This is a genomic window from Streptomyces glaucus, from assembly GCF_039533365.1.
GTDB classification, from domain to species: Bacteria; Actinomycetota; Actinomycetes; order Streptomycetales; family Streptomycetaceae; genus Streptomyces; species Streptomyces glaucus.
On the sequence record NZ_BAAATK010000025.1, the window covers coordinates 73,986 to 97,050 of the forward strand.

The 23,065-nt window shown below is 75.0% G+C and carries 24 protein-coding genes; 19 read left to right on the forward strand and 5 right to left on the reverse strand.

The features are described from left to right. Nucleotides 1-3 precede the first annotated feature (3 nt). From ABD363_RS19530 to ABD363_RS19545, 4 genes are all read left to right on the forward strand, one after another. Nucleotides 4-1,956, forward strand: a complete 1,953-nt coding sequence (locus ABD363_RS19530) for a prolyl oligopeptidase family serine peptidase (protein ID WP_344605271.1) — start codon at nt 4-6, stop codon at nt 1,954-1,956. Further along, nucleotides 1,953-2,876 carry a S66 peptidase family protein gene (locus tag ABD363_RS19535; protein ID WP_344605273.1) on the forward strand — a complete coding sequence of 308 codons (924 nt, stop codon included), beginning with the start codon at nt 1,953-1,955 and terminating at the stop codon, nt 2,874-2,876. The genes ABD363_RS19530 and ABD363_RS19535 overlap by 4 nt, the downstream gene beginning before the upstream one ends. Nucleotides 2,877-3,036: 160 nt before the next feature. Next, nucleotides 3,037-4,845 carry a CocE/NonD family hydrolase gene (locus ABD363_RS19540; RefSeq protein ID WP_344605275.1) on the forward strand — a complete coding sequence of 603 codons (1,809 nt, stop codon included), beginning with the start codon at nt 3,037-3,039 and terminating at the stop codon, nt 4,843-4,845. A gap of 4 nt (nt 4,846-4,849) precedes the next feature. Continuing rightward, nucleotides 4,850-5,401 (forward strand): GNAT family N-acetyltransferase, encoded by a 552-nt coding sequence (locus tag ABD363_RS19545; protein ID WP_344605277.1) that lies wholly within the window; start codon nt 4,850-4,852, stop codon nt 5,399-5,401. 274 nt (nt 5,402-5,675) lie between these two features. Here ABD363_RS19545 and ABD363_RS19550 read toward each other — a convergent pair whose 3' ends face one another. Next, complete coding sequence (locus ABD363_RS19550; RefSeq protein WP_344605279.1) at nt 5,676-6,023, reverse strand: VOC family protein; 348 nt, start codon at nt 6,021-6,023, stop codon at nt 5,676-5,678. A gap of 205 nt (nt 6,024-6,228) precedes the next feature. Continuing rightward, entirely contained in the window at nt 6,229-7,191 is a 963-nt protein-coding gene (locus ABD363_RS19555) for an LLM class F420-dependent oxidoreductase (protein ID WP_344605281.1), read from the reverse strand. A gap of 168 nt (nt 7,192-7,359) precedes the next feature. On the opposite strand from ABD363_RS19555, the gene ABD363_RS19560 reads away from it, so the two are divergent. The 13 genes from ABD363_RS19560 (at nt 7,360) to ABD363_RS19620 (ending at nt 17,201) form a co-directional block, all read left to right on the forward strand. Next, entirely contained in the window at nt 7,360-8,982 is a 1,623-nt protein-coding gene (locus ABD363_RS19560; protein WP_344605283.1) for an NAD(P)/FAD-dependent oxidoreductase, read from the forward strand. Continuing rightward, complete coding sequence (locus tag ABD363_RS19565) at nt 8,979-10,826, forward strand: transketolase (protein WP_344605285.1); 1,848 nt, start codon at nt 8,979-8,981, stop codon at nt 10,824-10,826. Before ABD363_RS19560 ends, ABD363_RS19565 begins: the two co-directional genes overlap by 4 nt. Next, on the forward strand, nt 10,823-11,761 hold the full coding sequence (gene ligD / locus ABD363_RS19570; protein WP_344605287.1) for a non-homologous end-joining DNA ligase: 939 nt from the start codon (nt 10,823-10,825) through the stop codon (nt 11,759-11,761). The genes ABD363_RS19565 and ligD overlap by 4 nt, the downstream gene beginning before the upstream one ends. Before the next feature lie 103 nt (nt 11,762-11,864). Continuing rightward, a complete protein-coding gene (locus ABD363_RS19575) occupies nt 11,865-12,239 on the forward strand; it encodes a gas vesicle protein GvpO (RefSeq protein WP_344605321.1) in 375 nt (124 codons plus the stop codon). A gap of 49 nt (nt 12,240-12,288) precedes the next feature. Next, a complete protein-coding gene (locus tag ABD363_RS19580; RefSeq protein WP_344605289.1) occupies nt 12,289-12,711 on the forward strand; it encodes a gas vesicle structural protein GvpA in 423 nt (140 codons plus the stop codon). Next, entirely contained in the window at nt 12,708-13,481 is a 774-nt protein-coding gene (locus ABD363_RS19585; protein ID WP_344605291.1) for a GvpL/GvpF family gas vesicle protein, read from the forward strand. The genes ABD363_RS19580 and ABD363_RS19585 overlap by 4 nt, the downstream gene beginning before the upstream one ends. A gap of 4 nt (nt 13,482-13,485) precedes the next feature. Next, entirely contained in the window at nt 13,486-13,749 is a 264-nt protein-coding gene (locus ABD363_RS19590) for a gas vesicle protein GvpG (protein ID WP_344605293.1), read from the forward strand. Then, nucleotides 13,746-14,342: a DNA primase gene (locus ABD363_RS19595; RefSeq protein ID WP_344605295.1), complete on the forward strand. Its 597-nt coding sequence runs from the start codon at nt 13,746-13,748 to the stop codon at nt 14,340-14,342. The genes ABD363_RS19590 and ABD363_RS19595 overlap by 4 nt, the downstream gene beginning before the upstream one ends. Then, a complete protein-coding gene (locus ABD363_RS19600; RefSeq protein ID WP_344605297.1) occupies nt 14,342-15,517 on the forward strand; it encodes an SRPBCC family protein in 1,176 nt (391 codons plus the stop codon). The genes ABD363_RS19595 and ABD363_RS19600 overlap by 1 nt, the downstream gene beginning before the upstream one ends. Continuing rightward, a complete protein-coding gene (locus tag ABD363_RS19605; RefSeq protein ID WP_344605299.1) occupies nt 15,514-15,849 on the forward strand; it encodes a gas vesicle protein in 336 nt (111 codons plus the stop codon). The genes ABD363_RS19600 and ABD363_RS19605 overlap by 4 nt, the downstream gene beginning before the upstream one ends. Beyond that, nucleotides 15,846-16,733 carry a GvpL/GvpF family gas vesicle protein gene (locus ABD363_RS19610; protein WP_344605301.1) on the forward strand — a complete coding sequence of 296 codons (888 nt, stop codon included), beginning with the start codon at nt 15,846-15,848 and terminating at the stop codon, nt 16,731-16,733. The genes ABD363_RS19605 and ABD363_RS19610 overlap by 4 nt, the downstream gene beginning before the upstream one ends. After that, nucleotides 16,730-16,912, forward strand: a complete 183-nt coding sequence (locus tag ABD363_RS19615) for a gas vesicle protein (RefSeq protein WP_344605303.1) — start codon at nt 16,730-16,732, stop codon at nt 16,910-16,912. The genes ABD363_RS19610 and ABD363_RS19615 overlap by 4 nt, the downstream gene beginning before the upstream one ends. Nucleotide 16,913: 1 nt before the next feature. After that, nucleotides 16,914-17,201, forward strand: coding sequence for a gas vesicle protein K (locus tag ABD363_RS19620; protein ID WP_344605305.1), 288 nt, complete (start codon nt 16,914-16,916; stop codon nt 17,199-17,201). 323 nt (nt 17,202-17,524) lie between these two features. Here the strand turns inward: ABD363_RS19620 and ABD363_RS19625 are convergent, their stop codons facing one another. Further along, nucleotides 17,525-18,346: a class I SAM-dependent methyltransferase gene (locus ABD363_RS19625; RefSeq protein WP_344605307.1), complete on the reverse strand. Its 822-nt coding sequence runs from the start codon at nt 18,344-18,346 to the stop codon at nt 17,525-17,527. 163 nt (nt 18,347-18,509) lie between these two features. Beyond that, the gene (locus tag ABD363_RS19630; protein WP_344605309.1) at nt 18,510-20,003 is read right to left on the reverse strand and encodes a bifunctional phosphatase PAP2/diacylglycerol kinase family protein; all 1,494 of its coding nucleotides are present in this window, start codon (nt 20,001-20,003) and stop codon (nt 18,510-18,512) included. Nucleotides 20,004-20,145: 142 nt separating this feature from the next. Here ABD363_RS19630 and ABD363_RS19635 point away from each other — a divergent pair, with 142 nt between their 5' ends. Both ABD363_RS19635 and ABD363_RS19640 read left to right on the forward strand, forming a co-directional pair. Continuing rightward, complete coding sequence (locus tag ABD363_RS19635; protein ID WP_344605311.1) at nt 20,146-21,765, forward strand: ABC-F family ATP-binding cassette domain-containing protein; 1,620 nt, start codon at nt 20,146-20,148, stop codon at nt 21,763-21,765. 205 nt (nt 21,766-21,970) lie between these two features. Beyond that, on the forward strand, nt 21,971-22,249 hold the full coding sequence (locus ABD363_RS19640; RefSeq protein WP_344605313.1) for a DUF6158 family protein: 279 nt from the start codon (nt 21,971-21,973) through the stop codon (nt 22,247-22,249). Nucleotides 22,250-22,334: 85 nt separating this feature from the next. Here ABD363_RS19640 and ABD363_RS19645 read toward each other — a convergent pair whose 3' ends face one another. After that, nucleotides 22,335-22,877, reverse strand: a complete 543-nt coding sequence (locus tag ABD363_RS19645; protein WP_344605315.1) for a type 1 glutamine amidotransferase domain-containing protein — start codon at nt 22,875-22,877, stop codon at nt 22,335-22,337. Between the last annotated feature and the right edge of the window lie 188 nt (nt 22,878-23,065).

Consider the following 23,065-nt stretch of genomic DNA (forward strand, 5'->3'; position numbering starts at 1 on the left):
AACATGCAGACCCTGGCCTACGGGGCGTGGCCCTCGCCCATCGACGCGGCGCTCGCCGCCGCGCACGACGGGCAGCCCGAGTTCGTGGGGTTCGTCGGCGACGAGGTGTGGTGGACCGAGCCGCGGCCCGCCGAGGACGGGCGGCGCACCCTGGTGCGGCGGCGCGCCGACGGCGCGCGGGAGGCGGTGCTGCCCGTCCCGTGGGACGTGCGCAGCCGGGTCATGGAGTACGGCGGGCGGCCCTGGGACGGGGCGACGGTCGACGGCGGGCCGCTCGTGGTCTTCGTGAACTTCGCCGACCAGCGGCTGTACCGCTGCGAGCCGGGCGGCGAGCCGCGCCCGCTGACGCCCCTGTCCCCGGTGGGCGGCGGCCTGCGCTGGGCGGAGCCCCGGCTGCTGGCGGACCGCGGCGAGGTGTGGTGCGTGCTGGAGGAGTTCACCGGCGACGGGCCCACGGACGTGCGCCGCGTGCCGGCCGCGGTACCGCTGGACGGATCGGCCGCCGACGACCGGGGCGCCGTGCGCGAACTCATCGCCGCGCGGCACCGGTTCGTCACCGGGCCGCGGCTGTCGCCCGACGGGCGGCGCGCGGCCTGGCTCGCCTGGGACCACCCGCGCATGCCCTGGGACGGCACCGAACTGCTCCTCGCCGAGGTCGCCGGGGACGGCACCCTGCAGGCGCCCCGGACCGTCGCCGGCGGCCCCGACGAGTCGATCGCCCAGGCCGACTGGGCCCTGGACGGCTCCCTGCTGTACGTGAGCGACCGCACCGGCTGGTGGAACCTCTACCGGGACGGCACCCCGCTGTGCCCGCGCGAGGAGGAGTTCGGCGGGCCGCTGTGGAGGCTCGGCCTGCGCTGGTTCGCCCCGCTGCAGGACGGGCTGATCGCCGTCGTGCACGGCCGCGGCCCCGCCGCCCTCGGGATACTGGACCCCGAGACCGGCGAGGTCGTCGACGCGGCCGGCCCCTGGACCGAGTTCGCGCCCACGCTCGCGGCGCTCGGCGAGCGGGTCGTCGCCGTCGGGGCCGGCCCGCGCAGCTCACCCGAGGTGGTGGAGCTGGACGTCCGCACCGGCCGGGCGCGGGTGATCGGCGCGGCGCACGAGGACGCCGTGGACCCCGCCTACTACCCGAAGCCGCAGGCCCGCACCTTCACCGGCCCGGACGGACGCGAGATCCACGCGCACGTGTACCCCCCGCGCCACCCCGGCTGCGTCGCGCCCGCCGGCGAGCTGCCGCCGTACGTCGTGCGGGCGCACGGCGGCCCCACCAGCCGGGCGCCCCTGGTGCTGGACCTGGAGATCGCCTACTTCACCTCGCGCGGCATCGGAGTCGTCGAGGTGAACTACGGCGGCTCCACCGGGTACGGCCGGGAGTACCGCGACCGGCTGCGCGGGCAGTGGGGCGTGGCCGACGTCGAGGACTGCGCCGCCGTCGCGCTGGCCCTCGCCGACGAGGGCACCGCCGACCGCGCCCGGCTCGCCGTCCGCGGCGGCAGCGCGGGCGGCTTCACCGCCGCCGCCTCGCTCGCCACCACCGACGTCTACGCCTGCGGCACGATCCTCTACCCCGTCCTCGACCTGGCCGGCTGGGGCACGGGGGAGACCCACGACTTCGAGTCGCGGTACCTGGAGACCCTGGTCGGGCCGTACGCCGAGGTCCCCGGACGGTACGCGCAGCGCTCGCCCGTCACGCACGCCGACCGTGTCACCGCGCCGTTCCTGCTGCTCCAAGGCCTGGACGACGTGGTCTGCCCGCCCGCGCAGTGCGCGCGGTTCCTGGCCCGCGCGGCCGGCCGGCGGGTGCCGCACGCCTACCTCGCCTTCGAGGGCGAGGGCCACGGATTCCGGCGGGCCGACACCGTCATCCGCGCCCTGGAGGCCGAACTCTCCCTGTACGCCCAGGTCTTCGGCTTGCATCCGCCGGACGTCCCGCCCCTGGAGCTGACCGGATGAAACCCCTTCTGCGTCCGCCCCGGCTCGCCCCCGGCGCCCGGGTGGCCGTCGTCGCGCCCAGCGGGCCCGTGCCCGAGGAGCGGCTCGCGGCCGGGCTCGACGTGCTGCGCGGCTGGGACCTCGACCCGGTGGTGGCCCCGCACGTGCTGGACCGGCACCGGACGTTCGGCTACCTGGCGGGCGGTGACGCCGACCGGGCGGCCGACCTGCAGGCCGCCTGGTGCGACCCGTCCGTCGACGCGGTGCTGTGCGCCCGCGGCGGGTACGGGGCGCAGCGGATCGCCGACCTGCTCGACTGGGCGGCGATGCGCGCGGCCGGGCCGAAGGTGTTCGTCGGCTTCAGCGACATCACCGCGCTGCACCAGGCGTTCGCCACCCGGCTCGGCCTGGTCACCCTGCACGGGCCGATGGCGGCGGGCCTCGACTTCGTCAAGAACGCGCGGGCCCAGGAGCATTTGAGGGCCACCCTCTTCGCCCCGGAGACGGTCCGCACGATCGTCTCCGGCGGCACCCCCCTGGTTCCCGGCCGGGCGCGGGGCGTCACGCTCGGCGGCTGCCTGTCCCTGCTCGCCGCCGACCTGGGCACCCCGCACGCCCGGCCCGGCGCGCGCGGCGGCCTGCTCTGCCTGGAGGACGTGGGGGAGGAGACGTACCGTCTGGACCGCTGCCTCACCCAGTTGCTGCGTTCCGGGTGGCTCGACGGGGTCCGCGGGGTGCTGCTCGGCTCCTGGGAGAACTGCGGCCCCTACGACCGGATCCGCCCGATGCTGCTCGACCGGCTGGGCGGCCTCGGCGTGCCCGTGGTGGAGGAGGCCGGGTTCGGCCACTGCGCGGGGGCGCTGACGATCCCCTTCGGGACGGCGGCCCGCCTCGACGCGGACACCGGCACCCTGACGCTGGACGAACCGGCCCTGCGCTGACCGCCCGCCGCCGGCGCGCCGGACCCGGAGCCCGTACGCGAGGACCCGTCGAAGACACCCGTTCGGCCGATTGACCCGCACCTGACACGTGTCACACCATGACGGCCGGCCGGTACCGACTGGTCGGCAAGCCGGGTCGCCCTCAGCGTGGAGGTCCTCGTTGTCCCGTCGTCCGCCCAGCCGCCGCGCCCTCCTCGCGCTCGTCCTCGGCGCCGCGCTCACCACCCCGCACGCGCTCACCGCCCCCGCCGCCGCGAGCGGCCGGTACACCGTGACCCCGCTGACCTTCACCGTCCGGGCGGGCGGCCGCACCTGCGCGGTCGACGCCGACCTGTACCGGCCCGCGGGTGTGGACCGGGACCGCCCGGCACCCGCCGTGCTGGCCACCAACGGCTTCGGCGGCAGCAAGAACGACGGGCAGACCGACGCCGTCGGCCGGAGCTTCGCCCAGCGCGGATACGTCGCGCTGGTCTACTCCGGGCTCGGGTTCGGCAGGTCCGGCTGCCTGATCTCCCTCGACGACCCGCGCGTCGACGGCGCCGCCGCCGCGCGGCTCGTCGACTTCCTGGGCGGCAGGCGCGCCGCCGACGACGGCACCACGGCCGGCTTCGTGACCCTCGACGGTCCGGGCGACCCGCGCGTCGGCATGATCGGCGGCTCCTACGGCGGCGCCGTCCAGCTGGCGACCGCCGCCGTCGACCACCGCGTCGACGCGATCGTGCCCATGATCACCTGGCACGACCTGGCGTACTCCCTCGCCCCGAACAACGCCGTCGGCGGCGAGGACGTGCCCGGCGCCTTCAAGTGGCAGTGGACCAACGGCTTCTACCTCGCGGGCGAGAGCCAGCCGCTGCTGCGGCCCGGCCTGGATCCGTCCCGCATCAACGCCCTCGACTGCCTGCACTTCGTCACCGAGGTCTGCGAGACCGTCCGCACCCTCAACTCCGGCCGCTACCCAGCGGACCGCGCGAAGCGGCTGCTCGCCTACGCGCGCAGCGTGTCCCCGGTGTCGTACCTGGACCGGGTGAAGGCCCCCACCCTGCTCGTCCAGGGACAGGCCGACACCCTGTTCAACCTCAACGAGGCGACGGCGACGTACCGCAGGCTCAAGGCGCGGGGCACCACCGTCAAGATGATCTGGCAGTCGGCGGGCCACAGCGGCGGCCTCACCGGTCCGGCCGCGGGCGAGCTCGACCTCGGCCGCGGCAACCTGGAGACCAGCTACGTCGGCCGCCGCGTCCTCGCCTGGTTCGACCGCCACCTGCGCGGGCGGGCCCACGCCGACACGGGACCCGACTTCGCCTACCGCCGAGACTGGATCACCGACCCGGACCGCGCCTACGCCACCGCCGACCGCCTTCCCGAGCCCGGCCGGACGCTCCACCTCTCCGGCGACGGCACCCTCGTCGGCGACCGCGCCGAGGTGGCGCGCGGCAGCCGCACCTACACCAACGGACTCGTCCCCACCAGCCACTCGGAGAACTCGCTGGCCCGCGTCGTCGGACTGCCGGACCCGGCGCCGTACGACACCGAGGGCACCCATCTGGCGTGGACGAGCGCGCCGCTGGAACGCGCCCTCGACGTGGTGGGCGCGCCGACGGCCACGCTCAAGGTGGTGTCCCCGGAGGCGGCACGGGCACAGCGCTCCGACGACGCCGCCGACAAACTCGTCCTGTTCGCCAAGCTGTACGACGTCGCCCCCGACGGCACCCGGACGCTGGTGCACCGCCTGGTCGCCCCGGTCCGCGTGCCCGACGTGACCAAGAGCTTCACCGTCACCCTGCCCGGCATCGTGCACCGCTACGACAAGGGGCACCGGCTGCGGTTCGTGATCGCGGCGAGCGACGGCGCGTACTTCGGCAACCGGGGGATCAAGCCGGTGACGGTGGTCAGCGCGCCGGACGACACCGGGGTGCTGCGGCTGCCGGTGGCCGGCGGACGGGACACCGGCGGGGCCGTCGTAAGGTGACGGGATGCCGCACCCCGTCCCCCGCTACCTCGCAGCAGGCCCCCGTGTGGGCATCCGGCACTTCACCCACGAGGACGCCGCCGAGTTCACCGCCCGCGTCCGGGAGAGCAGGTCGCTGCACCGGCCGTGGCTCTTCCCGCCGGAGAGCGCCGAGGCGTACGCCGCGTACGCGGGGCGGCTGATCGAGGACCCCACCAGGGCCGGGTTCCTGGTCTGCGAGAAGGACGACGGCGCCATCGCCGGGTTCATCAACGTCAACAACATCGTGAGGGGCGCCTTCCAGAGCGGGGCGCTGGGCTACGGCGCGTTCGCGCACGCGGCGGGCCGCGGGCTGATGCGCGAGGGGCTGGACCTGGTCGTCCGGTACGCCTTCGGGCCGATGCGGCTGCACCGGCTGGAGATCAACGTGCAGCCCCTGAACGCCGCGTCGATCGCCCTGGCCCGCGCCTGCGGTTTCCGCCTGGAGGGCTTCTCGCCGGCCATGCTCCACGTCGACGGGGCCTGGCGCGACCACGAACGCTGGGCGATCACCGCGGAGATGGTGAAGTCCGGCTGAGCCCCGCCGGGCCGCCGGCGCGGGCCGGGACGGGCGGACCGCGGCCGCGGCACGCGCCGCCGACCCGTGAGGCGGCGGCGGGGTACGGCGGGGTACGGCGGGGTCCGGGCCCGGTCGTCGCCTTCCCGTGCGACGCCGTGCCCGCACGCTCGCCGCGCCGGGCCCCGGCCCGGGTACGCCCCGCGCGGGGCTCGGGACCCGGCGCGCCGGGAGCACGCACCCGGGGCCGTGCGGCCCGCCCTCCGGGCGGACGGCGGGAAGACGACGGCCGGTCCTAGGGGCGCCGGTCCACGTACTCGTAGACCGCTCCGTCCGGGTGACGGGCGATCAGGTTGCGGCCCGCGGGGGTCGGCACCGGGCCCGCGACGATGTCGGCGCCCAGCTCGCTGAGGACCCGGTGGGCCTCCTCGACGTCCTGGACCGCGATCGTCGCCGCGACCTTGCGCAGCACCTCCAGCTCGGACTCGGGACCGCTCATCAGCAGGAAACAGCCGACCGCCGCCACCTGGACGCCGCCGCGTTCGAAGCGGAGCGCTCTGCCGCCCGCGAGCCGCTCGTAGAAGGGGACCGCTTTCTCCAGGTCGGTGACGCAGACGCGCAGCGTGGCTCCGAGAATCTCCATGCGGAAAAGCCTAGTTGCGGCGACCGGCGCGGGAGATCGTTCCGCGGGATCCGCCCGCCCCGGCGGTCCGGGCGGCGGTCCCGCCACGGCCTCGCGCACGGCGTCCCGTGCGCGGCCGGGCACGGTCGCGGCCAAGACCGCCGCGCGGTTGCCCGGCGCGGTGCCGGCGTCCGGCGAAGAGGCCCGCGGAGCGGGACCGCGCCCGTCAGGAGGCCTGCTGGAGCTGCGGCAGCACCTTCGTGCGGTAGAGGTCGAAGAAGCCGCGCAGGTCGGGGCCGATCTGGCTGACGTAGATCCGGTCGAAGCCCGCGTCGGCGAACCGCTTCAGCTCCGCCACGTGCTCGTCCACGTCGTCGCCGCACACCCGGTTGCGCCGCACCATGTCCTCGGTGACCAGCTGCTGCGCCTGCTCGAAGTGGGCCGGGGAGGGCAGCACCTGGCCCAGCTCGCCGGGCAGCTGCTCGTTCGCCCACAGCCGGTGCACCGTGCGTACGGCTGCCTCCCGGTCGGTGTCGTAGCAGACCTTGGTGCCGCCGCTGACCGGCTTCCCGCCGCCTCCGCCCGCGCGGTACCGCTCCACCATCGACGCGTCCGGCATCACCGTGACGTAGCCGTCCCCGATCCGGGAGGCCAGCTCGGTCGCCGCGGGGCCGAAGCCGGAGACGTCGATCGGGACCGGCTCGTCCGGGACGGTGTACAGGCGGGCGTTCTCCACCGTGTAGTGCTTGCCGTGGTGGTCGACCTTCTCGCCGGTGAACAGCCGGCGCATCACCTCGACGGCCTCCTCCAGCATCTCCAGCCGCACGTGCGCGGGCGGCCACGCATCGCCGAGGATGTGCTCGTTGAGCGCCTCGCCCGTGCCCACGCCGAGGCGGAAGCGGCCGTTCAGCATCACCGCGCTGGTCGCCGCGGCCTGCGCCACCACCGCCGGGTGGATGCGCACGGTCGGGCAGGTCACCGCCGTCTCGACGGGCAGCGACACCGCCTCGGACAGCGCGCCGATCACCGACCACACGAACGGGCTCTGGCCCTGCTCGTCGTTCCACGGGTGGTAGTGGTCCGAGATCCACAGCGACTGGAACCCGGCCTGCTCGGCCATCCGCGCCTGCTCGATCAGCTCCGCGGGGCCGTACTGCTCGCACGAGAGGAAGTAGCCGTACTCGGGCATGGGGGGATCGCCTCCGTGACAGGGGGAAGGTGGGTCGCGGTCCGGGTACCCGGGGCCCGGTCCGAAAACCGGCGATGCGGGTCCCGGCGGACCCGCCGGACGTTTGGGTGCCCTGGTCAGGGGGACGCGGAAGGCTCCGAGGTACGCGACAGCGCCGGGAGGCGAACCGTGGGTCGACCCCGCATCGTGATCGTCGGAGCCGGCTTCGCCGGGTACCGGACGGCCCGCACCCTGTCCGGGCTGACCCGCGGCAGGGCCGACATCGCCCTGCTCAACCCCACCGACTACTTCCTGTACCTCCCCCTGCTGCCCCAGGTCGCCGCCGGCATCCTGGAACCGCGCCGGGTCACGGTCTCCCTCTCGGGCACCCTGCCGCACGTGAGGCTGGTGCTGGGCCAGGCCGACCGCATCGACCTCGACGGGCGCGCCGTGCACTACACCGACCCCGAGGGCGGCGGCGGCACCCTCGCCTACGACCGGCTGGTGCTCGCCGCCGGCAGCGTCAACAAGCTGCTGCCGGTCCCCGGCGTCGCCGAGCACGCGCACGGCTTCCGCGGCCTGCCCGAGGCGCTGTACCTGCGCGACCACGTCACCCGGCAGCTGGAGCTCGCCGCCGCGGCCGACGATCCGGGGAGCCGCGCCGCCCGGTGCACCTTCGTCGTGGTCGGCGCCGGCTACACCGGGACCGAGGTCGCCGCGCAGGGGCAGCTGTTCACCGACGCGCAGGTGCGCGGACGCCCGCTGCGGCAGGGCGTGCGGCCGCGCTGGATGCTGCTGGACATCGCGCCGCGCGTGCTGCCCGAACTGGACGAACGGCTCTCCCGCACCGCCGGCCGGGTGCTGCGGGAGCGGGGCGTGGACGTGCGGACGGGAACCTCCGTGAAGGAGGCCACGCACGAGGGGGTGCTGCTCACCGACGGGGAGTTCGTCGGGACCCGCACGCTGGTGTGGTGCGTGGGCGTACGGCCCGATCCGCTGGCCGAGTCCCTGGGGCTGCCCATGGAGCGCGGCCGGCTGCTCGTCGACCCCCACCTCCGGGTGCCGGGCCGACCCGAGGTGTTCGCCTGCGGGGACGCGGCGGCGGTGCCCGACCTGAACGAGCCGGGCAGCTGCACGCCGATGACCGCGCAGCACGCCTGGCGGCAGGGCCGGGTCGCGGGGCTGAACGTCGCCGCCTCGCTGGGCCGGGGCGAACTGCGGCCCTACCGCCACCGCGACCTGGGTTTCGTCGTGGACCTGGGCGGCGCCAAGGCCGCCGCCAACCCGCTGGGCCTGCCCCTGTCCGGGGTGGCGGCGGGCGCGGTCACCTGCGGCTACCACCTCGCGGCGATGCCCGGCAACCGGATCCGGGTCGCCGCCGACTGGCTCCTGGACGCCGTGCTGCCGCGCCAGGCCGTGCAGTTGGGGCTCGTACGGTCGTGGTCGGTGCCGCTGGACACGGCGTCGCCGGAGGTGGCGCGGGTGCCGGGCGGACCCGGGCGGCACGGCGAGCCGGACGCCCCGGGACAGCCGGAGGCGGGCGAGCGGGAACTGGGCCAGGTGGTGGCCGGCCCGCGGGCGCGTCGCCCGGGACCGGGCGCGGCGGCTCCGGGCGACGCGCGCGGCGGGCCCTCCGGGAACCGGCCGGGCGGAGAAGCCGCGAAGGGCCGGCCGGGCGGTGAGCCCGCCGGGAGCCGGCCGGACGACGACCCGCCCGTCCCCGAACCCCCGCCGGACCAGCCGCCCCCCGGTCCCGGTACCGCCCCCGGCCCGGTCAAGCGTTCCGACACCTTCACGGAAGGAGACTCATGAACACCGGTGAACTCGTCGAACTGGGACGGCAGCTGCGCGTGGACAGCATCCGCGCCGCGGCCGCCGCGGGTTCCGGGCACCCCACGTCCTCGATGTCCGCCGCGGACCTGATGGCCGTCCTCCTCGCCCGCCACCTCCGCTACGACTTCGACCGTCCCGCCCACCCCGGCAACGACCGCTTCGTCCTGTCCAAGGGACACGCCTCGCCCCTGCTGTACGCCGCCTACAAGGCGGCCGGCGCCATCGACGACGAGGAGCTGCTCACCTTCCGCAAGCTCGGCAGCCGCCTCGAAGGACACCCGACGCCGCGGCGGCTGCCGTGGGTGGAGACGGCCACCGGCTCGCTCGGCCAGGGACTGCCGGTCGGCGTCGGCATCGCCCTGTCCGGCAAGCGGCTGGAGCGCGCCGACTACCGGGTGTGGGTGCTCACCGGCGACAGCGAGCTGGCCGAGGGCTCGGTGTGGGAGGCCGCCGAGCACGCGGCCTACGAACACCTCGACAACCTCGTCGCGATCGTCGACGTCAACCGGCTCGGCCAGCGCGGCCCCACCCGGCACGGCCACGACCTCGACGCCTACGCCCGCCGCTTCCAGGCGTTCGGCTGGCACACCGTCGAGGTCGACGGGCACGACGTCGACGCCATCGACCGCGCCTACGGCGAGGCCCTGTCCACCAGGGGCCAGCCCACCGCGATCCTCGCCCGCACCCTCAAGGGCAAGGGCGTCACCGACGTCGAGGACCGCGAGGGCCTGCACGGCAAGCCGCTGAAGAACGCCGACGCGGCGATCGAGGAGCTCGGCGGCGTCCGCGGCCTGCGCGTCCAGGTGCACGAGCCGCCCGCCGCCCGCGCGCTGCACTCGGCGCGCACCGGCGGCCTGGAGCTGCCCCGCTGGGAGCGGGGCGAGGAGGTGGCCACCCGCAACGCCTACGGGCAGGCGCTGGCCGCGCTCGGCACCGGCCGCGGCGACGTCGTCGCCCTCGACGGGGAGGTGAGCGACTCCACGCGCGCCGAGTTCTTCGCCAAGGAGCACCCCGACCGCTACGTCGAGTGCTACATCGCCGAGCAGCAGATGGTCGCGGCCGCCGTCGGGCTCGCGGCCCGCGGCTGGGTGCCGTACGCCTCGACCTTCGCGGCCTTCCTGACCCGCGCGTACGACTTCGTGCGGATGGCCTCCGTCAGCGGCGCCGGCGTCAACCTGGTCGGCTCGCACGCGGGCGCCGCCGTCGGCCAGGACGGACCCAGCCAGATGGGCCTGGAGGACCTGGCGATGATGCGGGCGGTGCACGGCTCGACCGTGCTGTACCCGTGCGACGCCAACCAGACCGCGCACCTGGTCGCCACCATGGCGGGCCTGGACGGCATCCGCTACCTGCGCACCTCGCGCGGCGACAGCCCGGTGATCTACGGCCCCGACGAGGAGTTCCCGGTCGGCGGGTCCAAGGTGCTGCGCTCCTCCGACCAGGACCGGCTGACCCTGGTCGCCGCGGGCGTCACGGTGCCCGAGGCGCTGGCCGCCGCCGACGCGCTGGCGGGGGAGGGCATCCCGGTCCGGGTGATCGACCTGTACTCGGTCAAGCCCGTCGACCGGCTCACCCTGCGTCAGGCCGCCGAGGACACCGGCTGCCTGGTCACCGTCGAGGACCACCACCCCGAGGGCGGCCTCGGCGACGCGGTCCTCGACGCGTTCCTCGACGGGCGGCCCGTGCCGCGCCTGGTGCGGCTCGCCGTCCGCACCATGCCGGGCTCCGCCTCCCCGGCCGAGCAGCTGCACGCCGCGGGCATCGACGCCGAGTCGATCGCGGCGGCCGGCCGGCTGCTGGTGGAGCAGGCGGTCGTGCCGTGAGCGGTGACGGTGCGCGCACCGTGCGGGCCGGCCGGCGCACCGTCCAGGTGCACCGGCCGGACAAGGTGCTCCTCCCGGGCAGCCCGGAGAGCGGGAACGGCAAGGACTGCACCAAGGGCGACCTCGTCGACTACTACCGGGCCGTCGCCCCGTTCCTGCTGCCGCACCTGCGCGGCCGGCCGCTGATGCTGGAGCGGCACCCGGACGGCGTCGACGGCCCCCGGTTCATGCAGAAGAACACCCCGGAGCACTACCCGGAGTGGATCACACGCGTCGAGCTGGCCAAGGAGGGCGGCACCGTCCGCCACACCGTCTGCGACGACACCGCCACCCTCGTCTACCTCGCCGACCAGGCCGCCGTCACACTGCACCGCTGGCTGTCGCGCACCGGCGCCGTCGACCGGCCCGACCGGATGGTCTTCGACCTCGACCCGGCCGGGGACGACGACTTCGCCCGGGTCCGGGAGGCGGCCGGGCTGCTCGGCGAGCTGCTGGAGGCGCTGGGCCTGCCCGCGGCGCCGATGACCACCGGCTCGCGCGGACTGCACGTGGTGGTGCCGCTGAACGGGCGTCACGACTTCGACGAGGTGCGCGGCTTCGCCCGCGAGGTCGCCGACACCCTCGCCGCCGCCCACCCCGACCGGCTCACCACCGCCGCCCGCAAGAAGGACCGCGGCGACCGCCTCTACCTCGACGTGCAGCGCAACGGCTACGCGCAGACCGCGGTCGCGCCCTTCACCGTCCGCGCCCGGCCCGGCGCCCCCGTGGCCACCCCCTTCTCCTGGGACCAGCTGGACGATCCCGCGCTGCACGCCCGCCGCTGGACCGTCGCCGACGCCGTCGAGCAGGCCCGTACCGATCCCTGGAAGGGGCTGCTGAGCCGCGGACGCGCCCTGGGCCCGGCGCGCCGGCGGCTGGACGCGCTGCGCGGCTGATCCGCCCCGGCCGCCGGCCGGACACGGAGCGTCGCGCCGCAGATGCACCGGCCCATGGAGGTTTGGCGGACACACCTGCGGCCACACGAAGGGGGAGGTGACCATGTCGAACACAAAAGACACGTCGGATCCACAATTGGAACAACAAAGTTCACAAGAGTCACAGACTCCCCACGAGTCATCCGACAGCAATGCGGCGGACCGCCGGCCGAGTCCGATGGAGGTGCTGCGCCAGGCGCGCGGGCAGCTCGAGGAGCTCACCGGTATGGCCGCCGAGTCCGTGTCGTCCTTCGAGCAGACGGAGGAGGGCTGGTCGCTGGAGGTCGAGGTCCTCGAACTCGAGCGGGTCCCCGACACGATGAGCCTGATGGCGAGCTACCAGGTGGAACTCGATCCACAGGGGCAGCTCACCGGTTACCGGCGCGTTCGCCGCTACGAGCGCGGGCGGGCCGACGCGCGCAGGTCCGGCGGCCGCTAGGCCGCCGGACCGGATTCGTCACACCCACGGACAGGGAGGGATCGCCGGAATGACCGTCGTACCGGCACAGCAGACCGGAGGTGGAGGCGGCAGCAGCGGCCTCTACGACGTTCTTGAGCTTGTTCTGGACAGGGGACTCGTCATCGACGCGTTCGTGCGCGTGTCCCTGGTCGGCATCGAAATCCTGAAGATCGACGTGCGTGTCGTCGTCGCCAGCGTCGACACCTACCTGCGCTTCGCCGAGGCGTGCAACCGGCTCGACCTGGAGTCCGGGCCGCGCAAGAGCCCGGGCCTGCCCGACGTGGTGGGGCAGGTCACCGAGTCCGGCGCGCGCGGCAAGTCCAAGGGCGCCCTGTCCGGCGCCGCGCAGACCATATCGGACGCCTTCAAGCAGGCCCGGGAGGAGGGCGAGGCCGAGCCGCGCCGCGCCCGCAAGAGCACGGCCGCGCGCCGGAAGGAGGAGCAGGAGTGAGCACCTACGTCTACGGCATCACCGCGAGCGCGCACCCGGCGCTTCCGGAGGGCATGGACGGCGTCGGCGACCCGCCGCGCCCGGTGCGCATCCTGAGGGAGGGCGAACTGGCGGCCGTCGTGAGCGACGCGCCCGAGAACCTGCGGCCCAAGCGCAAGGACCTGCTCGCCCATCAGAACGTGCTCGCCGAGGCGGGCGCGGCCGGGTGCGTGCTGCCCATGCGGTTCGGCAGCGTCGCCCCCGACGACCAGGCCGTCACCGGCGTCCTCGCCGAGCGCGCCGAGCACTACAAGGAGCGCCTGCGGACGCTGGACGGCCGGGTCGAGTACAACATCAAGGCCAACCACGTCGAGGAGGCCGTGCTGCACCGGGTGATGGCCGAGAGCCCGGAGATCCGCTCGCTGGCGGAGGCCAACCGGAAGGCCGGCGGCGGCAGTTACGAGGACAAGATCCGCCTCGGCGAGATGGTCGCGGCCGCCGTCAAGGCCAAGGAGGCCGGGGACGCCGACGCGCTGCGGGGCGCCCTGGAACCGGCCGCGGAGGCCGTGAGCGTGGGCCCCGAGTCCACGGGCTGGCTCGCCAACGTGTCGTTCCTGGTGGATCGTGAGGCGGCGGAGGACTTCCTGGCCGCCGTGGAGCAGGCCCGCAAGGACCTGCCGCACCTGGAGGTGCGGGTGAACGGCCCGCTGCCTCCGTACAGTTTCGTCGAGCCCGGCCCGGCCGAGCCGGCGGGCACCGCGGCCGGCGGTGCGGACGCCGGAGCGGGGTGAGGACGTGGGCTTGATCTCGGAGGTGCTGCTGCTGCCGTTCGCCCCGGTGCGCGGCGGCGCCTGGGCCATCCGGCAGGTGATCCAGGAGGCCGAGCGGATCTACTACGACCCGGCCACCGTGCGGGCCGAACTGGCCCGCCTGGAGGAGCAGCTGGAGGCCGGGGAGATCACCGAGGAGGAATTCGACCGGCTGGAGGACGAGCTCCTCGACCGGCTGGAGGTCGCGTCGCGCGCGAGCGCGGGAACGGGCAACGGGACGGCACCATGAACCGAGTGGGACTGGGCCTCGCGGTAGGGGCCGGATACGTCCTCGGACGGACGAGGAAGATGAAGCTGGCGTTCGCCGTCGGCACGTTCGCGGCGGGCCGGCGGATGAAGCTGAGCCCGCGGGCGGTCGCGGGGCTGGTGAACCAGCAGCTGCAGAACAACCCGCAGTTCAAGGAGATCGGGGACCAGCTGCGCCAGGATCTGCGCGGCGTCGGCAAGGCGGCCTCGGGCGCCATGCTGGAGCGGCAGCTCGACGCGCTCGCCGACCGTCTGCACGGCCGTACCGCCCAGGTCCGCGACCAGCTCTCCGGCGTGGCGGCCGGGGCGTCGGACCGTGGCCCGGACGCGTCGGACGAGACCGCGGAGAAGTCCCCGGACGCCGGGGACGAGGAGCCGCGGGACGGGACGGCGGAGGAATCCGCGGAGAAGGCCGGGCCGCGCGGCGGGACGGCCAGGAAGACCGCGGCGGCCAAGAAGGCCGCCGCGGGGAAGGCGCCCGCCAGGAAGACGGCGGCGAGGAAGACCGCGGCGGCCAAGAAGGCCGTCAGGAAGACGGCCGGCCGGACCCGGCCGTCGAAGGACGGGGGTGAGTGATGGCCGAGACCCTCGGATCCGCGGCCTCCGCGGCCCGCGGAGCGACGAAGAACCCGCTCGGCGACCTGGCGCACAGCGAGGCCGCCGAGCGGCTCAAGGCGGAGGTGCAGGAGTACCTCGCCGCCCAGGCCCAGCGCGCGCTCATGGGCGTCGGCCGCAAGCTCGGCGAGACCACCGTCAAGCTGAACGACATCGCCGAGGGCAACAGCCCGGGCTTCGGCAGGCTCGCTCTCGACACCGGCCGCAGACTCGCCGAGGGCAAGGGCCCGGTGCGCTCCGCGCTGGGCGCCGGCGCCTCGCACGTCAAGGACAACGTGCTCGGCGCGCTGAAGAACCTCGGCGGCGGCAAGGGCAGGCGCAGGGGCGGCGCCGGCGCCAAGCCCACCGTGATCATCGAGCACATCGACGTGGGCGTGCCGCTGCGCACCGCGTACGACCAGTGGACCCGGTACCAGGACTTCAGCACCTTTGCCAAGGGGGTCAGGAGCGCGAACCGCGCCGACGACACGACCTCCGACTGGCAGCTGAAGGTCTTCTGGTCCAACCGCAGCTGGAAGGCGACCACGACCGAGCAGGTGCCCGACGACCGGATCGCCTGGACCTCCGAGGGCGCCAAGGGCACGACGAAGGGCGTGGTCTCCTTCCACCGGCTCGCCGACAACCTCACCCGCGTCCTGCTGGTCATCGAGTACTACCCGACGGGCCTGTTCGAGAAGACCGGCAACCTCTGGCGCGCCCAGGGCCGCCGGGCCCGGCTCGACCTGAAGAACTTCGCCCGGTTCATCACCCTCAAGGGCGAGGCGGAGGACGGCTGGCGCGGCGAGATCCGCGACGGCGAGGTCGTCCGCAGCCACGAGGACGCGCTCGCCGAGGAGGAGTCCGAGGAGCAGCCCGGGGGCGGGCCCGAGGAAGAACCGGAGGACGAGGAGGCCCCCGAGGACGAGTACCAGGACGAGGACGAGTACGAGGACGAGGACGAGTACGAGGACGAGGACGACCGGGCGGAGGACGAGGCCGAGGGCGACTACGAGGACGAGGGCGAGGACGCCGACGACGAGGACGCCGACGACGAGGACGCCGACGACGAGGACGCCTACGAGGAAGAGGAGGACGAGGACGCCTACGCCGAGGACGCCGAGGACGCCGAGGACGCCGAGGGCGGGAGCCGCCGATGACCACGCCGAGTCGCCTGCCCGAGCCCTACGGACCCAGCAGCGGTGCCAACCTCGCCGACATCCTGGAGCGGGTGCTGGACAAGGGGGTCGTCATCGCGGGCGACATCCGCATCAACCTGCTCGACATCGAGCTCCTCACCATCAAGCTGCGCCTCATCGTCGCCTCCGTCGACAAGGCGAAGGAGATGGGCATCGACTGGTGGGAGAGCGACCCGGCGCTGTCCTCGCGGGCCCGCCGCGACGAACTCGCCCGGGAGAACGCCGAGTTGCGTGAACGGCTGGCGCGGCTGGAGCAACTGGAGACGGGACGCGTGGAGAAGGAGACACCATGACCGGACTGCGGTACGTCTACGCCGTCTGCCACCCCTTCGGCACACCGCTCCAGGCCCAGCTGTCGGGGGTGGCGGGCGACCCGCCCAGGACGCTGATCCATCACGGGCTGGTCGCCGTCGTCAGCCACGTGCCCGAGGCGGACTTCTCCGAGGAGCCGCTGCGCGCGCACCTGGAGGACCTCGACTGGCTCTCCGCGACGGCCCGCGCCCACCAGGGCGTGATCGACGCGCTCACCACCGTCACCACCCCGCTGCCGCTGCGGCTCGGCACCGTCTTCCGCGACGACAGCGGGGTGCGGATGATGATCGAGGCCCGTGAGGAGGACTTCCGGCGCACCCTGGACCGCCTGGAGGGAAAGGTGGAATGGGGGGTGAAGGTGTACGCCGAGACGGACCCCGAGGCGTCCACCGGCCCGCCCCCGGCGGAACCGGCGAAGGCCGCGTCGGGCCGGGACTACCTGCGGCGGCGGCGTATGCAGACGCGGGCCCGGGAGGACATGTGGCAGCAGGCGGAGACCTTCGCCACCCGGCTGCACGAGCGGCTCTCCGCGTATGCCGCCGATTCCCGGCTGCACGCGCCGCAGAACGCGGTGCTCTCCGGGGCGGCGGGACGGAACGTGCTCAACGCCGCCTACCTCGTGCCCCGGTCCGACTCCGAGGAGTTCGTGGAACTGGTGGACCGGACGAAGGACGACGCGTCCGGGATGCGGGTGGAACTCACCGGTCCCTGGGCGGCCTATTCCTTCGCGGAGGCCGAGGGCACCGCGGAGACCGCGGAGGCCGGGAAAGCCGGCGAAGCCGGCAGGGCCGAGGAGGCGCAAAGGGCCGGGCGGGCCGCGGGGCCCGCCGAGCCGTCCGCCGGATCCGCGGAGGAGGGGACGTGACCGTCGTCGAACGCCGCGAGGTGGCCCTCGTGGACCTGCTCGACCGGCTGCTGGCCGGCGGGGTCGTCATCACGGGGGACCTCACCCTGCGCATCGCGGACGTGGATCTCGTCCGCATCGATCTGAACGCCCTGATCAGCTCGGTGAACGCGCAGGTTCCGTCGCCGTGGGGAGACTGACGTGACCGAATCCCGCCGCAACCGGCTGGACCTGGAGCCCGACACCGTCGAGCGGGACCTGGTCAAGCTCGTGCTGACCGTCGTGGAGCTGCTGCGCCAGCTCATGGAGCGGCAGGCGCTGCGCCGTTTCGACGCCGGCGACCTGACCGAGGAGCAGGAGGAGCGGATCGGGCTCACCCTGATGCTCCTGGAGGACCGCATGTCCGAGCTGCGCGAGCGCTACGGGCTGCGGCCCGAGGACCTGAACCTGGATCTCGGGCCGCTCGGACCGCTGCTGCCCCGGGACTGAACCCCCCTCGCGTCCTCCGCCCCGCGCCCCTCGCGGGACTCCGCGGCGGGGGCCGGGAAGCGCGGGGATCCGGTCCCGGGCCGGATCCGCCCCCTGTGCCGGCGATCCCTTCTCGTCGGCTTCTTGCCGACGGCCCCTTTTTGCCGACCGTGGTCGTGCCGCGCGGCAGGAGTCCCGGCAGCCGCGGGACCGGGACGGCCGGCGCGCCCCGCCCCAGCGGTCCGGCCGCGAAGCCGGCGCCGGACAGGGTCGGCGCCGGAGAGCACGGCAGGACGGCAACCGCGGGGAACCTCCTGCTGTGCGGATCTCCCGGCGGACCGGCTTCAGGAGCGTTCGCGGCAGAGGATCTCGCCGTGCAGCACGCTGAACCAGCCGTCCTCCCGCCGCCCCCACTCCCGCCACGCCTCGGACACGGCCCGCAGCTGCTGCGCGGTCGCGTGGCCGCCTTCGACGGCCCGCCGCGCGTACGCCGACGCCACGGTGCGCTCCGCCCACAGGCCGCTCCACCACGCGCGTTCCGCCGCGGTGGAGAACGTCCACGTGCTGGAGGTCGCGGTGACGTCGGTGAGCCCCGCTTGCAGCGCCCAGGACTTCAGCCGCCGTCCGGCGTCCGGCTCCCCGCCGTTGGCGCGGGCCACCCGGCGGTACAGGTCCAGCCAGTCGTCCATCCCCGGGGACGCGGGGTACCAGGTCATGGCCGCGTAGTCCGAGTCGCGGACGGCGATGAACCCGTTCGGCTTCGTCACCCGCCTCATCTCGCGCAGGGCCCGCACCGGGTCGCCCACGTGCTGCAGCACCTGGTGGGCGTGGACCACGCAGAAGGTGTCGTCGGGGTAGTCCAGGGCGTGGACGTCGGCGACCGCGAAGTCGACGTTGGTCAGCCCGCGTTCGGCCGCCGTGGCCCGGGCCGGGTCCAGGACCTCCGGCGCCCGGTCGACGCCGGTGACGTGTCCGTCGGGGACCAGCTCCGCCAGGTCGGCGGTGATCGTGCCCGGGCCGCAGCCGATGTCCAGGATCTTCATGTGGGGTTTGAGCGAACCGAGCAGGTACGCCGCGGAGTTGGCGGCGGTGCGCCAGGTGTGCGAACGCAGCACGGACGCGTGGTGCCCGTGCGTGTAGACGGCGGTCTCCTGCGGCTTCGGCATGGCTGAGCCCCTTCCCGGCCTCGTGTCGCGCCGGTGCGCGGGGCGCTGGCGGCCCCCTCCGGCGGTGGGGCCACCGTACCGCCCTTCGGTCGCATGATGAGACCGCTGTCCCGCCATGTGGACTGACGGGGGGTCGGGTCCGGACCGGCGGCCGGTGGCGGGGTCAGCCGCGGGGCAGCGGCCGGTACACCGTGAGCGCCCCGGGCAGCTTCTCCAGGACCACCTCGCCGTGCACCTCGGTGACCTCCCCGTCGTACGCGAGGAGCGTGCCGGGCGCGACGCCGGTCAGGCGCAGCCGGCCCACCTGCACCGCCGCGTGGGCGGGGGAGCGGGTCAGCGGGCCGGCGAGGGCCGCGGCCAGCAGCCGCGCCGCGGGCCTGCGGCCGCCGTGCACCACCCGGACGTCCAGCAGGCCGTCCGCCAGGTCCAGCCGGCGCCCCGGGGCGAGGCCCACCCGGTGGTAGGTGCCGTTGCCGGCGAACAGCAGCCACAGGGGACGGGGCCGCCCCCGCACCTGCGCCTCCAGCGGGTGCCGGCCGGCGCGCAGGACGCGCAGCGCCGCGAGCACCCCGGCCGGCCAGCCGCCGATCCGGTGCGACCAGCGGCCCCGCTCGCGCACCAGCTCCGGGTACACGCCCAGGCTGCACGTGTTGAGGAAGACGCCCTCGGCCCCGCGGGAGGCGAACCGCCCCACGTCCACCCGCACGGCGTCGCCCCGCCGCACCGCCCGCGCCAGGCCGCGCACGTCCTCCACGCCCAGGTCGTGGGCGAAGTGGTTGAGGGTGCCGCCGGGCAGGACGGCGAGCGGCAGGCCGTGCCGCAGGGCGATCGCGGCGGCCGTGTTCACCGTGCCGTCGCCGCCGCACACGCCGAGCACCCGGGCGCGGGCCGCCGCCTTCTCCAGCTCGGCCGGCACGTCCGCCGGATCGCACTCGACGACCTCCGCGCGCGGCAGCGCGTCCCGTACGGCGCCGGCCCGCTCGGCGCTGCCGGCGCCCGTGTTGGCGACGAGGACCAGGCCCTCGCCGTCCGCCAGCGCCGGGGCGCCGGCGTGGGGCCGGGCCGGCGGGACGGCCGGGATGCGGGTCGGCACCAGGCCGCGCACGGCGAGGGCGGCGCCCGCGCCCAGGGCCGCGCCGGCCAGGACGTCGCTGGGGAAGTGGACGCCGGTGTAGACGCGGGAGAGGGCGACCGCGCCGGCCACCGGGGCGACGGCGGCGCCCCAGGCCGGCGACTCCAGGGCGACCCCGGTGGCGAACGCGGCGGCCGACGCGGCGTGGCCGGACGGGAAGGACGTGGTGAACGGCTGCCGCTTCAGCCGGCGGACCAGCGGCACCGGGTCCAGCAGGGGGCGGGCGCGGCGGACCGTGCGCTTGCCGAGGGTGTTGATGGTCAGGGAGGCCAGTCCGAGGGAGGCGAGGCCGCGGGCCGCCGCGCGACGGGCCCGCGGCGTGCGCGTCGCGGCCAGCGCGGCGGCCGTCGCGAACCACAGCACACCGTGGTTGGCGCCGCGGCTCAGCCGGGGCAGCAGCGGATCGGCGCCGGGCCAGTGCCGGGCGGCGACGGATTCGAACAGACGGCGGTCCAGAGCGAGGAGACGGTCGCGGACGGGACGCGGGCCGGGGGTCGGCACGGTGAGGTCGACGTCGGGGCTCATGCCCCCCGCCTACCCGGCGGAAGGCGTTTCCTGCGGGCCGCCGCGGGGCCGGGCCGACCGGGGACCGGAGCCGCCCGGAGCGGAGCGCGCCCGGCCGAAAAGCGGTTGCCCCCCGCCGGCGGACGGCACAGAATCGCCGGTCATGGGCCATCTCGAAGCAGCACACCTGGAGTACCACCTCCCCGACGGGAGGACGCTGCTCGGCGATGTGTCCTTCCGGGCCGGAGAGGGGACCGTCACGGCCCTGGTCGGGCCCAACGGAGCCGGGAAGACCACCCTGCTGCGGATACTGGCGGGCGAGCTGAAGCCGCACGGCGGCTCGGTCGCCGTCGGCGGCGGGCTCGGCGTGATGCGGCAGTTCGTGGGCTCCGTACGGGACGACACGACCGTACGGGACCTGCTCGTGTCCGTCGCACCGCCCCGGATCCGCCAGGCGGCCCGCGCCGTCGACGAGGCCGAGCACGCCGTCATGACCGTCGACGACGAGGCCGCCCAGATGCGGTACGCGCAGGCCCTCGCCGACTGGGCCGAGGCCCGCGGCTACGAGGCCGAGACGCTGTGGGACATGTGCACCACGGCCGCGCTCGGCGTGCCGTACGACAGGGCGCAGTGGCGCCAGGTGCGCACCCTGTCCGGCGGCGAGCAGAAGCGGCTGGTGCTGGAGGCGCTGCTGCGCGGCACGGACGAGGTCCTGCTGCTCGACGAACCCGACAACTACCTCGACGTCCCCGGCAAACGCTGGCTGGAGGACAGGCTCGCCGAGACCCGCAAGACCGTGCTGTTCGTCTCGCACGACCGGGAACTGCTCGCCCGCGCCGCCCAGCGCATCGTCTCCCTCGAACCGGGCCCCGCCGGCGCCGACGCCTGGGTGCACGGCGGCGGCTTCGCCACCTACCACGAGGCCCGGCGCGAACGCTTCGCCCGCTTCGAGGAGCTGCGCAGACGCTGGGACGAGAAGCACGCCCAGCTGAAGAAGCTGGTGCTGAACCTGCGCCAGGCGGCCAGCGTCAGCCACGAGATGGCGTCCCGCTACCAGGCCGCCCAGACCCGGCTGCGCAAGTTCGAGGAGGCCGGCCCGCCGCCGGAGCCGCCGCGCGAGCAGGACATCAGGATGCGGCTCAAGGGCGGCCGCACCGGCGTACGGGCCCTGACCTGCGAGGGTCTGGAACTCACCGGCCTGATGAAGCCGTTCGACCTGGAGGTGTACTACGGCGAGCGCGTCGCCGTCCTCGGCTCCAACGGCTCCGGCAAGTCGCACTTCCTGCGCCTGCTGGCCGGCGAGGACGTCGCGCACACCGGGCGGTGGCGGCTCGGGGCGCGCGTGGTGCCCGGCCACTTCGCCCAGACGCACGCGCACCCCGAGCTGCAGGGCCGCACCCTCCTGGAGATCCTGTGGAAGGAGCACTCCCAGGACCGGGGCGCCGCCATGTCGAGGCTGCGCCGCTACGAGCTGACCGGCCAGGCCGAGCAGACCTTCGACCGGCTCTCCGGCGGCCAGCAGGCCCGCTTCCAGATCCTGCTGCTGGAGCTGCAGGGCGCCACGGCGCTGCTCCTCGACGAGCCGACCGACAACCTCGACCTGGAGTCCGCCGAAGCCCTCCAGGAGGGCCTGGAGGCCTTCGACGGCACGGTCCTCGCGGTCACCCACGACCGCTGGTTCGCCCGCTCCTTCGACCGCTTCCTGGTCTTCGGCGGCGACGGCCGGGTCCGCGAGACACCGCAGCCGGTGTGGGACGAACGGCGCGTGGAACGCGCCCGGTGACCCCGCGGGCGCGCCGCGCCGGGCCGTTTCCGGCGAGGCGGCCCGGCCGTCGGCCGCGCGGGGCGCCCTCCGGGCGCCGACAGGGACCGGTGCACGCGAGGGCCCGGAGGCCCGGGTGCTCGCGCAGGGGGTGTGCGAAGGCCCCGGCTTTCTCCCGGACGCCGCCCGGGGGTGCCGGCGCGCGCCGGGCGGGTACCCGGGCCGCATGAACGAACACGACGAGCGGGAGATCACCGCGACCGGGGTGGACCCGGCCCGGCTGGACGACCAGCAGCTCATGCGGGAGCTGGAGACCATCCATCGCACACGCCACGACACGCTGCTGTACGGCTCCAACGACGCGCTGCGCGCCCACAACGAGCGCATGGCCCAACTGGAGGGCGAGTACCTGCGGCGCAACCCCCGGCGCCCGGTCGCCGCGGGCCGCACCCGCGAGGGGGCCCGGGAACGCACCGCCGGGGAGTCGGCCACTCCCGGCACCTGACGGGCCGCGGGCCCGGGGGCCCGTGCGCCGGTGAGCGCACGGGCCCCCGGGCCCGGCCGGGGACAGGAGGGCGGATCGCCGCCGGTCAGCCGCCGGCCTTCGCGAACTCCGCGAGGTAGGTCTCGCAGAACGCCTTCAGGTCGTCCGGCTTGCGGCTGGTGATCAGGCGGTTCGGACCGCCGTCGCAGACCTTCACCTGCTCGTCGACCCAGGTGCCGCCCGCGTTGCGGATGTCGGTCTGCAGGCTGGGCCAGGAGGTGAGCACCCGGCGCCGTACGACGTCCGCCTCGACCAGCGTCCAGGGGGCGTGGCAGATCGCGGCCACCGGGCGGCCCTGGTCGAAGAAGTCCCGGACGAACGCCACGGCCTTGTCGTCCATCCGCAGGAAGTCGGGGTTGGCGACCCCGCCGGGCAGCACCAGCCCGCCGAACGAGTCGGCCGAGGTCTCGCCCACGACCTCGTCGACGGGGAAGGTGTCCGCCTTGTCGAGGTGGTTGAAGGCCTGGATCTCACCGGGCTCCGTGGAGACGAGCACGGGCTCGTGACCCGCGTCCTTCGCCGCCTGCCACGGCTCGGTCAGCTCGACCTGCTCCACGCCCTCGGGCGCGACCAGAAACGCGATACGCATGATCGTTCGATGTCCTTTCCCGAAGCGGGGGCCCGCGGACGGGCCCGCTCGCTCTTCGTCCACTTGTCGTCCGGCCGGGCCGTGCGCGCGCACCGCGGCGGCTGCCCGCCGTACGGCGGCGCCTTCCGGATGCCGCCCGGCGGCGGCCCCGCCGGGCGGCCGCGCGCCGGCGGCGTCCCCGCCCGCGC